16 protein-coding genes, 1 tRNA gene and 1 pseudogene are annotated in these 15002 nt (G+C 62.4%); 6 read left to right on the top strand and 12 right to left on the bottom strand.

Annotated features, from left to right (window positions below):
• Window positions 1-11 precede the first annotated feature (11 nt).
• The 3 genes from BBIA_RS05540 to BBIA_RS14200 all read left to right on the top strand — a co-directional run bounded on the left by BBIA_RS05540 (window position 12) and on the right by BBIA_RS14200 (window position 2675).
• Window positions 12-557 (top strand): hypothetical protein, encoded by a 546-nt coding sequence (locus BBIA_RS05540; protein ID WP_033494378.1) that lies wholly within the window; start codon window positions 12-14, stop codon window positions 555-557.
• Between the two features lie 31 nt (window positions 558-588).
• Window positions 589-1596, top strand: coding sequence for a hypothetical protein (locus tag BBIA_RS05545; RefSeq protein ID WP_033494377.1), 1008 nt, complete (start codon window positions 589-591; stop codon window positions 1594-1596).
• A 263-nt stretch (window positions 1597-1859) separates the two neighbouring features.
• Window positions 1860-2675, top strand: a complete 816-nt coding sequence (locus BBIA_RS14200) for a hypothetical protein (protein ID WP_100496521.1) — start codon at window positions 1860-1862, stop codon at window positions 2673-2675.
• Between the two features lie 183 nt (window positions 2676-2858).
• Here BBIA_RS14200 and BBIA_RS05555 read toward each other — a convergent pair.
• The 5 genes from BBIA_RS05555 to BBIA_RS05580 form a co-directional block, all read right to left on the bottom strand.
• A tRNA-Lys gene (locus BBIA_RS05555) sits at window positions 2859-2931 on the bottom strand.
• 89 nt (window positions 2932-3020) lie between these two features.
• Window positions 3021-4118 carry a hypothetical protein gene (locus tag BBIA_RS05560; RefSeq protein ID WP_033494376.1) on the bottom strand — a complete coding sequence of 366 codons (1098 nt, stop codon included), beginning with the start codon at window positions 4116-4118 and terminating at the stop codon, window positions 3021-3023.
• Window positions 4115-4717 carry an ATP-binding cassette domain-containing protein gene (locus tag BBIA_RS05565; protein WP_033494375.1) on the bottom strand — a complete coding sequence of 201 codons (603 nt, stop codon included), beginning with the start codon at window positions 4715-4717 and terminating at the stop codon, window positions 4115-4117. Before BBIA_RS05565 ends, BBIA_RS05560 begins: the two co-directional genes overlap by 4 nt.
• The gene (locus BBIA_RS14855) at window positions 4707-5807 is read right to left on the bottom strand and encodes a peptidoglycan-binding domain-containing protein (protein ID WP_238548451.1); all 1101 of its coding nucleotides are present in this window, start codon (window positions 5805-5807) and stop codon (window positions 4707-4709) included. The genes BBIA_RS05565 and BBIA_RS14855 overlap by 11 nt, the downstream gene beginning before the upstream one ends.
• A 10-nt stretch (window positions 5808-5817) precedes the next feature.
• On the bottom strand, window positions 5818-6459 hold the full coding sequence (locus tag BBIA_RS05580) for a hypothetical protein (protein ID WP_238548452.1): 642 nt from the start codon (window positions 6457-6459) through the stop codon (window positions 5818-5820).
• A 173-nt stretch (window positions 6460-6632) separates the two neighbouring features.
• On the opposite strand from BBIA_RS05580, the gene BBIA_RS05585 reads away from it, so the two are divergent.
• Together BBIA_RS05585 and BBIA_RS05590 are read left to right on the top strand one after the other, a co-directional pair.
• Complete coding sequence (locus BBIA_RS05585) at window positions 6633-7289, top strand: response regulator transcription factor (RefSeq protein WP_033494374.1); 657 nt, start codon at window positions 6633-6635, stop codon at window positions 7287-7289.
• Entirely contained in the window at window positions 7286-8569 is a 1284-nt protein-coding gene (locus tag BBIA_RS05590) for a sensor histidine kinase (RefSeq protein ID WP_033494373.1), read from the top strand. The genes BBIA_RS05585 and BBIA_RS05590 overlap by 4 nt, the downstream gene beginning before the upstream one ends.
• A gap of 86 nt (window positions 8570-8655) precedes the next feature.
• On the opposite strand, the gene BBIA_RS05595 is transcribed toward BBIA_RS05590, so the two are convergent.
• The 6 genes from BBIA_RS05595 to BBIA_RS05620 are packed head-to-tail and all read right to left on the bottom strand — an operon-like array spanning window position 8656 to window position 13853.
• On the bottom strand, window positions 8656-10338 hold the full coding sequence (locus BBIA_RS05595) for a VirD4-like conjugal transfer protein, CD1115 family (RefSeq protein ID WP_033494372.1): 1683 nt from the start codon (window positions 10336-10338) through the stop codon (window positions 8656-8658).
• The gene (locus BBIA_RS05600; protein WP_033494371.1) at window positions 10335-10754 is read right to left on the bottom strand and encodes a hypothetical protein; all 420 of its coding nucleotides are present in this window, start codon (window positions 10752-10754) and stop codon (window positions 10335-10337) included. The genes BBIA_RS05595 and BBIA_RS05600 overlap by 4 nt, the downstream gene beginning before the upstream one ends.
• Window positions 10751-11074 carry a hypothetical protein gene (locus BBIA_RS05605; RefSeq protein ID WP_133119398.1) on the bottom strand — a complete coding sequence of 108 codons (324 nt, stop codon included), beginning with the start codon at window positions 11072-11074 and terminating at the stop codon, window positions 10751-10753. The genes BBIA_RS05600 and BBIA_RS05605 overlap by 4 nt, the downstream gene beginning before the upstream one ends.
• Window positions 11075-11085: 11 nt before the next feature.
• Window positions 11086-12003: a DUF3801 domain-containing protein gene (locus tag BBIA_RS05610; RefSeq protein WP_033494369.1), complete on the bottom strand. Its 918-nt coding sequence runs from the start codon at window positions 12001-12003 to the stop codon at window positions 11086-11088.
• Between the two features lie 30 nt (window positions 12004-12033).
• On the bottom strand, window positions 12034-13461 hold the full coding sequence (locus BBIA_RS05615) for a relaxase/mobilization nuclease domain-containing protein (RefSeq protein WP_160268250.1): 1428 nt from the start codon (window positions 13459-13461) through the stop codon (window positions 12034-12036).
• Window positions 13458-13853 carry a MobC family plasmid mobilization relaxosome protein gene (locus BBIA_RS05620; RefSeq protein ID WP_051923829.1) on the bottom strand — a complete coding sequence of 132 codons (396 nt, stop codon included), beginning with the start codon at window positions 13851-13853 and terminating at the stop codon, window positions 13458-13460. Before BBIA_RS05620 ends, BBIA_RS05615 begins: the two co-directional genes overlap by 4 nt.
• A 256-nt stretch (window positions 13854-14109) precedes the next feature.
• Here BBIA_RS05620 and BBIA_RS05625 point away from each other — a divergent pair, with 256 nt between their 5' ends.
• Complete coding sequence (locus tag BBIA_RS05625) at window positions 14110-14616, top strand: hypothetical protein (RefSeq protein WP_033494368.1); 507 nt, start codon at window positions 14110-14112, stop codon at window positions 14614-14616.
• 89 nt (window positions 14617-14705) lie between these two features.
• Here BBIA_RS05625 and BBIA_RS05630 read toward each other — a convergent pair.
• Window positions 14706-14999, bottom strand: a pseudogene (locus BBIA_RS05630) (GNAT family N-acetyltransferase); the annotation flags it as partial.
• Window positions 15000-15002: the final 3 nt, after the last annotated feature.

Consider the following 15002-nt stretch of genomic DNA (forward strand, 5'->3'; position numbering starts at 1 on the left):
AAGGAGCATCCATGAACAATCGAGACCCCAAACGCAATCTGATCATCATTGTCACGGTCGCGCTCATTCCAGTCATCCTGCTCGGAGCGGCATGTCTGCGCACGCTCATGCCCGCACGGCATACGGTCGCCCCGATCGTCGTGCGCAACGATCAAAACCGGACGGTCGAACCGAAATCGGATACGACGGTCAACGGGCAGAGGATCGACGTCTACCGCACGGACGAAGCGTGCGTGCTGATGGCGCCGCTCGCCGTGCAGGCGTACGTTTCCGACCGGGACGACCGCGACCGGAACCTGAGCGACCTGTTCACCGAGGACGCGGAAGGCCTGCAGATACCGGTCGAACGCATACGCCACGACGACGCCGGTTCGCTTGGCAACGGCTACGTGAAGGTCGCCATCAACGACGACGCGGCCGCATGCGTGGTCGAGACCGAGTCCGGCGTGATCTGGGAGGTCTACTACGCGGACTTCGACCGTGACGGCTACAAGGCCAGCAAGATCATCAGCCACGACAGGGAACGCGCCTACGTTCCCGACACCGACGCCCTGTAACCGGCCACGCGTCACGGAAAGGAACAAGATCATGACCGACGTACCGTTTAATCTCGGCCCGTCCAGCTTCCCCGCCATCGATGACGAAGATCCGGGCGCGACCCAAGTCCTCGGTATGGATGCTCCGCCGCGACGATGCGAAGGCTCCACGGCCAACATCGCTCATAATGCCGCCGATGCCATGCCTCTGAACCTCGGACCGGACGGATGCCATGACCGCAACGATGACGAGAACGATGACGGGTATCCCGGTGCCGACAGCGGTCGGTTCGCGCCACGATTGCCGGAAAACGCCGTCAAACCGGCGGTGGTCGGATTGGCCGCGCTGCTGCTGGTCGGCGGCATGATCGCGGGCGTTCGCGTCATCACCGCGACGAATCATGTCGCACCGACTATCCAACAACCGACGCAGGCGGACAACGAACGTAGGCAAGCAGAACGTCTGCATGATGCAATGACGGTCGCAAAGGCGCTGCTCGAACGCATCAGGCGCAGTCCCATCGCCGATCGAATCGACCCCAGCCAGCTTGAACAGGCTATGGACGATCAGGACATCGAACACATGGAAGCGCTCACCAAACAGCTGGAAGCCTCATACGCTACGGCGCTAGACGACACGACCAGTCAGACGTCCGAGACCCTCGGCGAGGCGATCGGCCGAGCCGACAAGCTGCGCGAAGCGCCGGAATCCGACGAACATGCACGGCTCAATCAGCTTGCCGACACATGGCGCGACAAAACCGTCACCGAGGAGAACCTGGCCGATGCCATCGCAGCCGTACGCCAAATCGCCGACCTTGCCGCGACGGTCGAATCGCAGCAGGCAAAAGCTGAGGAAGCGGAACGGCAGCGGGAACAACGCGAGCAAGAGGAACGCGAACGACAGTCCGCACAGCAACAGTCCACGCAGCAACAGGCGACGGCACCGACGCAGCCACAGCAGCCGCAGTACCAGCCGTCCACGCCGCAGCCAGCACCCTCGTGGAACGTTCCCGGCCAGCAAACAGATCGCCTACCCAACCGGGATGGCAGCCTCTGACAGCAGGCACGGGATCACATGCAAACGCGAACGCAACCCCGCGTCCCGACCCGGCACCAACCGTCACGTTTCATGCAAACGCAAGCGGCCATTCCCGACCCCACGCCAACGCAAGTTAATCCATCCAGACCGTCGGCATATCCCCGATATGCCGACGGTTTACCTTTGCCCAGCGGATCGTCACAATATCTGGACATGGCAGGAGGCGCCGAAGGTGACGCTATCCTTGATATTTATCATCACATCGAATCTGGAGGTCAGATATGGTCAGGTCCGACGCAATAGATAATGCGCAAAGTAGTGATGGCTCCAGCCATACCTCTTCAGGAACGGATCTGGAGCGCCGCAATCGGGCTGATGAGGGAGCGGCACTGCTTGGTCAGGCTCGTTTTGGACGTTATCTTGATGATGCCGCCGGCGATGTTGATCTTGCCATAGCCTTATGCCAGTGGAACCAACGATTCGCCGGCATACTCCATTCGCAGCTTGGCTATGTGGAGCTTGCTGTGCGCAACACACTGGATCGCCAACTACGCGAACTGTCCTTCCGGGAAAAAGGATCACAGGACTGGTGTCTTCCGGGCAACGCCCCGGATCTGGTCAACAGACTCATCCGAGGAACACTTCATGATGCCAATGATCGTGCACGAGCCGATGCTCGTCAGCGAGTACGCCGTGGTAGTCACCGTGCTAATGCGGAAGTCATCCATGACGACGTGCTCTCCCAGTTGATGTGGGGCACTTGGGTTAAGCTGATAGGCAACCCGGAAACCAGCGAAAAGACTTTGGACCAGCAAGAGCTGTGGATGACAGCCACTCGGAATGCTTTTCCTTATGCGTCTGATGGGGAAACTGGACGCATCAAAACCTCTCTTGGGCTGCAGTACATCCGTAGGGTACGAAACAACGAAGCGCATTACGACAACCTGTACAAGGAAGCGCGCAATGTCAACAAAATCATCGGTACGTCCATGTCCCTGTTGAACTCAATCAACCCCGCGTTCACACAAAACTGGATAGATACGGCGGCGCTACGTCGCGCTGCCAGAGAATTGAACACGATCCTTTCTGCCAAGTGACAAAGCCACCCGCTCAGAGGTTTCTTCAAGACAGTTTTTCTGGTACGATTAAATATGCCTGGACGGGGTGAGTCCCGTCTGTGACTTCGGAATGCCGGCTCCTTGAGCCGGCATTCTTGCTTTCAATGAGTCGTGCAGAAACAGAAAAACCCTTGGAAACATTGGCTTCCAAGGGTTGAACTGTGCCCCCTGTGGGATTCGAACCCACAACCCACAACTTAAAAGGATGCTGCTCTAACCGTTGAGCTAAAGGGGCAACAGCACTAAGATACACACCTCCGCCAGACAATCCAAAAATCGGCGTGGCGGGACGAATTCACTGGGGAGACACTGGAACCTAACCTGTCAGCGTTCTTTGAAGTAGGTGAAAAGGTGTCGTTCTTTGATGTGGAGGGTGGTGATGGTGGTGGCGAGTAGGTAGGCGGTGTTGGTGGTGATGGTGGTTTGTATGGCGTTGAGGGTGATGGCGGTTCGGTCGGTGGTGTCGATGAGGAGTCTGGCGGCGGTCATGTCGATGGGCAGGCTGATGGCGGTGGCGAGCAGGATGGTGATGCCGGTTTCGATGATGATCTGCGTGGCGAGTGCGGGTTTGGGGACGCCGCAGTGCAGTGCGGAGGCGATTTCGAGCCGGCGGCCGCGTATGAGGAGGTAGCCGATGGCGAGGGCGATGAGCGCGCCGCAGGCGGGCAGGATGCGTGTGGAGCGTTGCCGGTAGAGGGTTTGTCCGTCGAAGCCGTCGCCTTTGGTGGTGTTGAGCTGGCCGAGGGTGGGTGCGTCGTCGCCGGTGGTTTTCGCGTTCGGGGTGAGGGTGGACCATAGGGCGTTGCGGGTCTGGCTGGTTTGCGGCCAGGTCTTGGCCCAGCAGGCGTCGAACGTGCCGGTGGCGGGTGTTTCCTCCATGAGCGCGTACGCGTATCCGGGGGTGCGTCCGTCGTCGGGGTATTGGTAGACGCCCTTGACGTGCGCGGTGCGCCCGTCGGCGAGGCCGATCGTGCCACCGGTGGAGGTGCCGAGCGTTTCGGCGACTTGTTGGGAGGCGATCAGTCCGGTCGTGTTCGTGTCCTGTTTCGTGTCGAGGAGTCTGGCCAGTCCGGGGGTGATCTGGTAGAGGGGTGTGGTGGTGTCGGGCAGTGCGGCGAGGGTGAGCGGGTCCGTCGTACGGATCGCTCCGGCGGCTTGGACGTTCGTGAGGCTGGTGAGGCGTTCGCAGGATGCCGCGTCGATGCCGTCGGGCGCGTTGAGCACGAGGATGTCGGCCCCGGATTGCCGGTATGCGCTTGCCTGATTAAGGATGGTCGAGCCGGCGGCGATGTCCATGACGCCCATGCCGGCGGCGGTCAGGGCCAGAGCGAGGACGGCCGGGGCGAGGCGGGCGGCGCCGCTGGTGATGGAGCGCCATGCCTCGGAGATGACGGAGGTTGCTTTCATCGTGGTGTGGTTCATTGGTAGTTCTTCAGGTCGATGATGTCGGTGCACGCGTCGCGCGTGTTCGGGTCGTGGGTGGAGACCACGACGATCGTGTCGTTGCGGGCGATACGGGAGAGGGATTCGCTGACCGTGGCCGCGGTGTGCATGTCGAGCTGGGCGGTGGGCTCGTCCACGAGCATGAGCGAGGGCTGGGCCGCGAACGCGCGGGCGAGCATGAGGCGCTGGGCCTCGCCGCCGGACAGTTCCGCGAACCTGCGGTCGGCGACCCGGGTCAGGTTGAACCGGTCCATGAGCGTGCGCGCCCGTTCCTCGGCCTCGCGGCGCGGGAGCCCCTTGGCGAGCAGGGGCAGGCTGACGTGGTCGATCGCGGTGCGTTGGGCCACGCCGTGCGGGTTCTGGAAGATCCAGCGCATCGATTCGATGCCCTGTCGGGTCACCTGGCCTGCGGCGGGCGTGGTCCAGCCGGCAATGATGCCGAGCAGCGTGGACTTGCCCGCGCCGCTCGGCCCGGTCAACGCGTACACGTGTCCGGGCACGAGGCTCGCGGTCAGATCGTGGAACAGGAGCGGACCGTCGGCGTACCGGTGGCCGACGTGGTCGAGGTCAACGCGCATCGCACGCCGCCTGTCCCGGATCGGCCTTGATGCGCGCGGGAGCCTTGCCGTCGATCGTGACCAGCGTGCGACCCAATGAGCTGCCGGCCACGTGCGCCTTGACGCTCGTGCCGTCGGTCGCCACCACGCATCCGTCGCTGCCCTTAAGCCCGGTGAGGGCGGACGCGGGCACCGAGTACACGCCGATCGGCTTTTTGAGCTTGTAGGTCACGGTCACGCTCGTAGTGTCCTCGCCGTCCTTGCGCGCGCCCGTGTACGTGGACCATCCCGCCATCGCCTGCAACGCGGCCGTGTCCGACACGATGCCGTCGTCGCCGATGGGATAGTCCTTGCCGTTGATCTCGACCACGCGATCACCTTGGATGCGGTCGTCCGGCAGGGACGCGGCCTTGACCGACGCAACCCCGGCCAGGCCGCGGAACGCGGGCGAATCCGTCGAATCGCCGGTCACGGTCGAACCCAGCGACGCCGCGCACGACACGCTCATCGCCTGCGCGGGCAACCACACCGCCAACGCGCGGGAGAACGCGCCCTGCTGGACTCGGGCCGCCGCCGCGGCCGTGCCGGCGTTCGCCGCGTACAGGCGCCGCCACGCGTCCCACGTGGCCCAGTCGAACACGCCCGACCGAGAGCCGCCGTAGCCGAGCGCGGCCAGCTCGTCCTGCAACGCCGTCACGTCGTCGCCCTTGTCCCCGTACGCCAGATCACGATACAGGGGCGTGTCCGTGTGCAGGCTCATCAGCGGCGTACCGTCCACGTCGTACTCGTGCGACCCCGAACGCACCACCCCGTCCGCGGGACACGACGCGAACGTGACCCTGCCCGACACCGGGAACGCGACCCCGCTGGCCGGCGACGCCGTCACGTCCACGTTCAGGGAACGCGCGTCGTCGAACTCCTCCGACCCCAACACGAGACTCCCCGCATCCGTGGAAGCCGACAGGGACGGCGGCGTCACCGTCCGCTCCAACCCCACGGCCAGGCCCATGCCCGCCGCCAGACACGCGGCCATGCACGCCGCCACGAACCCCACGCCGTTCACCCGCCGACGCGTGCGGGCGCTGTTCTTTCCCGATCGAAACACGAGCATCACCCCTCCTCTACTTGCCCGGGTTCGCCAGGCACTGGGAGAACGCGTCCGACGACGTGTCCAGCTTCGACGACCCCTCGGGCTTGCCCATCTCGGTCAGGTAATCCTGCTTCGTGAACGAATCAGGCACCAGCTTGCGTCGTTTCAGACACCCCACGACAAGTTCGATCTCGTCCGCGTTCGACGGGTTCTGCACCATCCGCTCGTACAGGTCGCGGATCTGCAGGTTCGTGCCCTTCGCGCACGCCATGCTGTCCTCGTTCGCCTTGGCCGAATCGTAATTATCGTCCGTGTTCATGTGCTCCTGCATCAACCCGGTGGACTGGTCCGTGTCGAACTCCACGTCATCGCCCTTGGCGGCCATGCACTCCTGGTACTTCTCGTTCGCCTCGCGGTAATCCGACTCGCTGATCCTGCCCGCCTTGACCGCGCGCTCCAACACCCCGCGCTCGAAATCGCTCGACGCCGACTGCAACGCCTGCTTCAACTCCGCCTCATACGACGACGATCCGGAAGACGACGAAGACGAGGAGGAACCCCCATCCGACGAGCCGGCATTCCCGGAACCCGGCATCGAACACGCCCCCAAACCCAACACCACCGACAACACACCGGCAGCCGCAGCCACGCGCAGCATCCGCTTCGACAGCATGATGATGTGCTCCTTTCGTTTGAACATTGACTTGACGGGAACACACCGTAGAAGCCGGTTCGATGGGATTTGGCGGTTCCGACCCGGTTCCGACCGTTTTTGACCGATTTCCGACCTCGTTCGCCACGGCCGATATGATGTGCCGCAACCAACCAACCGGAAAGGAGACGTCGATGCGCGTGCTGGTCGTCGAAGACAACGTGAACCTCGCCGACGTGGTCGGCATGGGCTTGCGCATGAAGGGCTTCGACACGACGGTCATCTACGACGGACGTGACGCGATCGACGAACTGGACGACAGCCGGTGGGATCTGCTGATCCTCGACCGTGACCTGCCCGGCGTGCACGGCGACGAGATCTGCCGGCGGCTGCGGGCGCGACATGACCCCGTCCACATCCTCATGCTCACCGCCGCTTCCCGCACCAACGACATCGTGCAAGGCCTGGGACTGGGCGCGGACGACTACCTGACCAAGCCGTTCGCGTACGCGGAACTGCTCGCCCGCGTCGAAGCCGTCCAACGCCGACTCGGTCTGGCCGATACGGGACCGTTCGTGCGGGGCGGCTTCCGGGCCGATTTCCACACCGGCGACATCAGCATGAACGGCGAACCACTGCGATTCGGCCAACGCGAGCTCGCCGTGCTGCGCATGCTGGTGGAGGCGCACGGCGCGGTGGTCGGCGTCGACCGGCTGTACGACGAGGTCTGGCAGGACGACCACGCGCATGCGAAAAGCATCGTCAAAAGCACCGTGTACACGCTACGGTCCAAGATCGGCGACCCGAACCTCATCGAGACCGTACCCGGACAGGGATACCGCATACCATGAGCCGGCAGCACACCACACGCAAGCCGCGGCCGCGCATTCTCCGCCCCTCGCAATGGTCGACGCGAAGCCGTCTGACCGCCACGATCATCATCGCGTTCCTGCTGCTGACGGCCGCCGTCACCACCGGCACATTCCTCATCGTGGACCGGCAGCTGTCCACCATAACGGTCGGCGGCATCGACACGAGCATGGACTCCGACACCGCGGACGAGTCGCTCCGCCAGCCGTCATCGCACGATCCCGACGGCGACGATTCCGGCTACACGTCCATTCACGTCAACCAGGACAGGGGAGACGGACTGTCGCTCAAGGCGACGGCGGGCGACAACCGGACGCGTGATCTCATGCTCGCCACGACCATCGCGCCGATCCTCACGTTCGGCGTGCTGGCGGCCATCCTCACCTGGACCATAGCCACCAACAGCCAGAAGCGCATCAACACGGTGGCCAAGCAGATCACGAACGCGGACGGGCCACTATCCGCACGCCACGCCGTCAGCATCCCGGAACGCAACGACGAGGCCACGACCATAGTCCACGCCTATAACGCCATGCTCCACGATCTGAACGATGCCATCGAACGGGAGCAACAGTTCATCGCCAACGCATCCCACGAACTGAAGAACCCGCTCGCCGCCACCTCGGCCGCCCTCGAAATACCACTCGACGCGGGACTGTTCGACGACGCGACCCGCCCATTCGTGCAAAAGGCGCTCGATGCCAACCGCAGCGGAACGGCGCTCGTGCTCCGACTGCTCGAACTCGCCCGCATCCAACACCTCGACCACACGGACCTCACCAGCATCGATCTCGCCGACATCGTCTTGGATGTTCTCGGCAAGGAGCATGACGCCCTTGCCCCACTGACGGTAACGACATCGCTCATGCCCGCAACACTATCGGCGGACCGCATGCTCATCAACCAACTGGCCACGAACCTCATCCTCAACGCCGCGCAACACAACATACCCGGCGGCAGCATCGGCATCACCACCGCAACCAACCATGACGACGGCAACGGCAACGACTACGCGACGCTCACCATCGCCAACACCGGCAAAGACCTCACCCAGATCGACCCGACGGAACTGCTCGCCACATTCAACCGCGGACCGGACAGCAGAATCAGCAACCGACACGGCACACCCAACCACGGGCTCGGCCTATCCATCTGCGACGAAATCGTCCGACTCCACCACGGCACCATGAACCTGCACGCCAACCCGCACGGAGGCTTGACCGTCACCGTACGACTGCCGATAGAGTGTGCCGGCCAGTAGTTTTTCTGTATTTATGTATGTAAAGAAACAAAGAATCAAAGAAACACTGCTGACGTGGCCGCTTGCCATGTTGCGACGAGGGCGCATTACATCGGTATCTTGCGGCTGCGGAACGGGCGGACGCCGCGCAGGATGTAGATGCACTCGTCGGTGGGCAGCAGGCCGAGCTCGTCGGGCTGCATGAGCTCGCGCTTGGTGCGCCGCCAGCTCACGCTGTACGAGCCGTTGACGCCCTTGCTTTCACTGTCGTCCATGACGTCGATGGTCTGGGAGCCCAATCGTTTGGACACCCATTCGAGCGTGCTGGTTTCAGTACCGCCAAGGAAGAGCATCGAGTCGCAGTTGCCGACGATGGTCTCCCAATCATCGCGGTACATGGCCTTGCCCTGCGCGTAGTTCTGGATGATGACCGAGCAGGAGATGTTCCGGCTGCGGATGGTGGCGATGAGCCGCTGGAAGTTCGGGATACGACCGACGTTCGCAAACTCGTCGAGGAAGCAGTGCACCGGCAATCGCCGCGCCGAACAGTCGGAGATGTTCGCATGATCGGCCTGATACACGTTGGACTCGAACAGGCATTGGTAGAGGATCGCCGCGAGGAACGAGAACGTGTTCTCCGTATCCGGCAGGGCGAGGAACACGGCGGTCGGTCGCAAAGCGATCTCATCCAGCCGCATGTCGTCGCCGGACAGGATGCGTCGCACGCTACCGACCTGCAATGGGGCGAGTCTGACGCCCAGGGAGATGATGATTGACTTCTTCGTCTCGCCGGCTCCCTGCTGGAATTTGCGGTACTGGCGTGCGGCGAAGTCCAGGCCTTCCAGCGTCTGCCGTGATTCGGCGTCATGCCGGCCGGGGTTTGCATGGTATTCGGCGACGAGTTCACGCGCCGCGTCGAACATGAGATCCACATCGGATTGCATGGTTTCGTCCGCTTCGCTGGCTTCCATCCGGTCGAGCATGTCCGTGACCCGGTTCAGATCCGGCTCGTCCTCGGAGAACCGCACCCATGCGATGAGCGCGTTCAACAGGTTGCGTTCGGCGCGTTCCCAGAACCCGTCGCCGTTGCCGGGCTGCCGGTTGTTTCCGGCCGTGTTCGTGATGATGTTTTCCGTCAGACGCAGGATGCCGGCTTCTGGGTCGGCCGGGTTGAGGTAGCGCATCGGATTGAACCGGTCGGAACGTTCAAGATCGATGAGATTCAGACAATGGATCGCGTATCCTTTGCCGCGCAGCAGCTCGCCGACCTCATTCTGTATTTCGCCTTTGGGATCGGTGATCGCATACGACATGTTCGCCTGCCGCAGGTTCGGCAGCACATACCGTCGGGTCTTGCCGGAACCGGACGAGCCGATCGCCAGCACGTTCAGGTTGCGTTTCGTCACCCGCCCATCAATGCCCAGTGATTCCGTTGCGGTCATCAGCAGATCTCGCCGGCCGCCTTGCCTGAACGGTTTGATGTCGGCCGGCGTGCCCCACTTGGCCGAGCCGTGCTCCTCACCCTCGCGGAGATCACGTCGCATCGACCACCGATACAGCCATGCCAATCCGACGGCGGCGACCGCGCCCAGTCCGGCAAGAAGATCGACCTGGTGCAGGGACAGAAACAGCGGGCGTTCCGTTATCCCGATGAACATCCGGTCGATGATTTCGCTGATGGACAGGCCGGCCGTCATGTCGCCGCGCACTTGCAGGCACACGCGATTGCCGAGGTAGAGCAGCAGGCAGGCGGACAATATCGTCAGACAGATTACGGGGAAACGCTTCATCGCACCGCGCCTTCCATTAGTCGCGCACGCTGCTCCGACTGTTTGCGTTGTAACCGTTCATTGGTGCGACGCCTTAGTGATTCCAGCACCATCTCACGGGTAAGTGATGCAGCATCCTGGTTCGGTTGGGACGTGGCCTGAGACTCCGTCGCATTCGGCAGCAGTTCGGCGGCGAGTGGTGTGACTGAGATCCGACGGCCGCCGTTCGATGAGCCGGCGCCCGTATTTTCCGTCATTGTTTCGCCTGACGCAGATGCCACCCCACAAAGGTTATCCACAGAGTTATCCACAGAGTTATCCACACAATCGATGACGAGCATGTTCGTTCCGTGCCATTCAATGCTGGATGCCTCGTGCTCCCCGCACATCAGTCGGTCAAGCCGTGTGAGCGTCATTGACATGTTCCGCTCGATCATGACGGTTCCTTCCAGTTCATTGACGTGGAAGCGGCGATCATGTCCGCGTTCACCCGAACTTCAGTGTGGACGATGTCGTGGGATGTGTTGCCGGCGTCGGTCCAGCCGCTTGCCACGATCAGGTCGCCTTGTTCCAGTTGTTGCGCCTTACAGTACGAGGGCATTACGGAGCCGCCTTGTATGATTACTGGCTCGGCCAAACCGCTCGGCATGCGCACGCCGACCCTCAGCTGCACCAGTTCGCTGCCCGTGGCGGAGATCGTGAACACCGGGTCGGCGAGGAGTTCGCCGCGTACGATCATGTATCGTTTCGTTCCCATCCTGAAAACCCCTATCTGCTCTGAGAACGGTTAGGTTTCCGCGTCGCGACCGGTTGCACCGGCTTGCCGGTGAGCTTGCGTTCGATCCGTGCACGGAGTTCCGCGAGCGTGTCACGCCGGCTGACTTTCCGTTCCCCACATCGCACCGTCGGCTTCGGCGAAACCGGTGCACGCGGTTCCGATGGAGCATGTTCTGGCATGGTCCGGCGATTGGCCTCATCGGCGGTGGTCGTAGTCTCGCCATGTGCAGCCGGTGATGATACGACCGGGGTTTGCGGCGGCTGCTCATCGTCCGATATCGGCTGTGCGGATTGTTCCGCCACGACTGCCGGGGATGCTTCGTCGCGCCGCTCGGCCGTTGCGGTCGGGACACGCGATCCTGACTGAGCGGCATCGGAAAGCGTTGGTGATGATTGTTCGGGTTTCACCGGTGTAGGCTCCCGCGGTTCATCCCGGCCTGGGTCCGTTGCCGGCTGCACCTGCGTATCCTTGCTCCCGAGTTGTTCGACCGGCCTCCGGCCGTCGATCCGCAGCTCATAGCCGACATCCTGCAGTGCACGTCGTACCGCGTGCGTCACATGATCGAGATCACGCCCCTCGAAATGAATCCACGTTGACTGACTATCACGCTCCACCGAATACCGCACGCCCGCGCGACGTAGACTGCGTACCACTGCACGCACCTGATGCCGCTCCAACTCGATCGCATGAATATCGCCGCCGGTCAGGCGTTGCAATCGTTTCTCGCTCATCCGCCCGGTATCGCGGCCTCGCCGGATCACGCCGCGCATTGCCGACAAGCCGCGCCCGCCCAATCGCAGAAACCAGCCGGCGGTCTTCTCGCCGACCCACAGCGCGAGACCGCCGCCGGCGCGACCGACGCCCATAATAATCTGTCTGCCGGTGTCTTCCAATCGTTCCTCGATCATCGTTGATCCTTTCCGTGTATGAACCGTCGTCTATTCGGGTTGGCGGATATGCCGCCGCTGTTTGACATGCTGGGCCTGAGCGCGCACGCGACGCAACGTGTCCAGTTCGCGAGCCAACTCGTCGAGTCTGCGTTCACGCTCCCGCAGTTCAACAACCGCCTTGTCCGACGGCGGTTCGTCGCCGTCCGTTTCGGCCGTGTCGCAGACCGCGACCAACTCCGCCTGAAACGCTTCCCGCTCGGCCTCGATGCGACGCATCGTTCCGGCGATCGCATCGTCCACTGTGGTGCCATCGGCGACGAGACGACTGGCCGTATTCAGCTCATTTGCCAGCTGGTGCAGTTCATCGAGTCGACGTGCCTGCATCGCGTACCAGCGGCGCTGCGCATCCGATTTGCCGACCGTGACCGGCATCCGCTCGCGTACGACTGGCTCCAGCAGCATGGGCGGACGGGAGAAGTACCCGTACAGGTCTTCCGCACGCATCTGCTTGACGTAACGGCCTCGCCGGCCCGTGACGACCTGCTGCGATGCCGCCGGCAGGTACGCGCGATACGTGTCCCCGTCGCGCACGATCCGCGTCAACGGAATCGTAATCAGCAGTCGTCGTCTCGTGCCGGGCAGCCATACGCGTACCGCGTTGTCGGTTTGTTCGGCGATCATCCGACGGTTGAAGCTGATCGGCATAACCGTATGCCGGCCGATGCGGGCCATAACGTTCGGCTCGTCGTAGGCGCGTCCCAGTTTCACGTCGCGTACACGCAGCCCGCTCGCCATGTCCGTGAACGTCAAGTGCCGGCCGCGCACGACGACCGTCACGCCGGCGCTGTTCAACTCGCGTGCGAACGAATCGAAATCGGTGGAGGCGCCTGCGGCCGTGTCGATCGCGGCGCGAATACGATCCTTGATCGCGTCGCCTTTCGCCGACGCATACAGTTCCGCGAAGCTCACGCCATGACGGCGTCGCTCTCGCGCCGGTTTCAGTTCGGGCAGCACGTTCAGTCCGGTTTCCCGGCACAGCCGGTCGCTGATCTCGCGCAGTCTGCGTATCGTCGCTCCCGGTTTGGTGCGCATCTTATGGAATGTCACGTCACTGGTTGCACAGATGATGATGTGGTTATGCGTGTGTCCGCGATCGACGTGCGTGGCGATCACGTACCGGTATTCGCCGCCGGTGAACGCATCGGCGAACCGCACACCCAATTCGTGCAGTTCCCGCGCGGTCATGCGTCGACTGTCCTCTGGACTGAACGATTGGATCACATGATGCGCAATCACGCCGTTGGCTCGATTCCCGCCGACCGACTGTTCGACCGTGTCCATCATGCGCCGCGCCAACTCCGCGGGGTTCGTTGCATCGTCGCTGAAGTTCGCCGAGACCAAAGCGCCATGCTCGGTCTTATCGGGATTGGCGATATAGGCGATCGCCTTGTGCAGAGTGACGGTGATCTGACTCATGTTGACGACCGCCATCGCGCCGCCTCCACCGCTTCGTCACGCTCCCGGCACATGCGCAGCAGCAACGCCGTCAGTTCGCGCTGGCTGTCCAGCACGCGCGTCATATCGCCGCTCGTGATCAGCCCTGTCGCGTTCGCCACATGGGCGATCTGGTTGATGTTGTTGCCTATACGCGCCATGTCCGCGCGAACCATGCCGGGGTCCAGCGCGACCGTGACCACGACCGTATGCGCGTCGATCAGCAGCGCACGGGCATGGGCCGAGAACGACAGGACTCCGCCGCGTGATCGTTTCACCCGCTGGTAGAAACGGTTCGCCTCGGCCCACTCGTCGGGAGTGAACGTGACCGTCTTGCGACGGCAGCGATTGGGGTGCGAGTCTTGCCAGCTCATGGCCATCGCCTATCGGGTCGCGGGTGTCCCGCGGCGGATGACCGACAGGGAATCCGCGCAACCGTACGTACGGTTGCAATGCTTGCTATTCCCTGACCTGACTCAAAAAACAATCCGGGACCACCACCTGAACATGCCATGACTAACCTCGATTCCTAACGCCGATACCGGCGATTGAACCGCATCATCACAGCGCTGATGGTCACGCAAGGATAATCACGCTGCGACATCGAGCACACAGCCAAAGGAGGCGAGAATGGCCGTCGGAAACCGTCGCAAGGAACGCGCCGACTGGGTACGCAAATCACTTGAAGAATACAAGGCACAGCTCAAGGAACGGGAGAATCGCACCGCGGCGCTGTACGACGCGCTCACCGATTTCACCAGAGCATTGGACACCGCACGACCGTTAGTCCAGGACTACACCCGCGACTACGGGGTATCGCGCCGTGGGATCGGCGAGCAGTTCGGGCTCACACAGCGGCAACTCAGCGCATTGTTTGAACCATTGACCGATGCCGGTGCGACGGTAGATGACGCTAGGCCACAAACATCCGAGACGGCTGTGATCCCGATTGAACCGGAATCACAGCCCGAGTCTGTTGCCGTTATTGTTACGGAGTCAGTTGCATCGACAGACCATATCGCCGACTATGAGCAGCCGCCAAATTCAGGAATCCTTGATCGTCTTATTGATCACTCCAATGCTGGAGATTCGAGCAGACGTTATGAGCCTTCCGAAGATAGATCCTTCATGTATTGATGCGGCCATCTGCATCAAAGATGCTAGAGATATGTGCCATTCGCTCATAGCTCTATGCTTGATGACTCTTACAGTTCCACCAGAACTTGTCAGTAGTTAATCATTTCGAGTTCCGGTCCCATGTCCTCGGTCTGGGTGCGGCCGGTCTCGTGGAATTCGATGTGCCGGTAGAAGCCCTGCGCGTTGTCGTTGAACCCGGCAATCCACAGCGCGAGTCGGTCGTTGCCGATGGATTGTTTGCCGGCCTCGACCAGCATGCGCCCGACGCCGTGCCGATGCCGGTCGGCCAGCACGGACAATGAGGCCAGTTCCACCGCTTCGGGACGGTTGATCGGCGGGCGTGGAGTGCGCAACAGTTCCGCGAACCCGATCACGCTGTCGTCTAA

Origin of the sequence: Bifidobacterium biavatii DSM 23969, assembly GCF_000741165.1 — a bacterium.
GTDB lineage: Bacteria > Actinomycetota > Actinomycetes > Actinomycetales > Bifidobacteriaceae > Bifidobacterium > Bifidobacterium biavatii.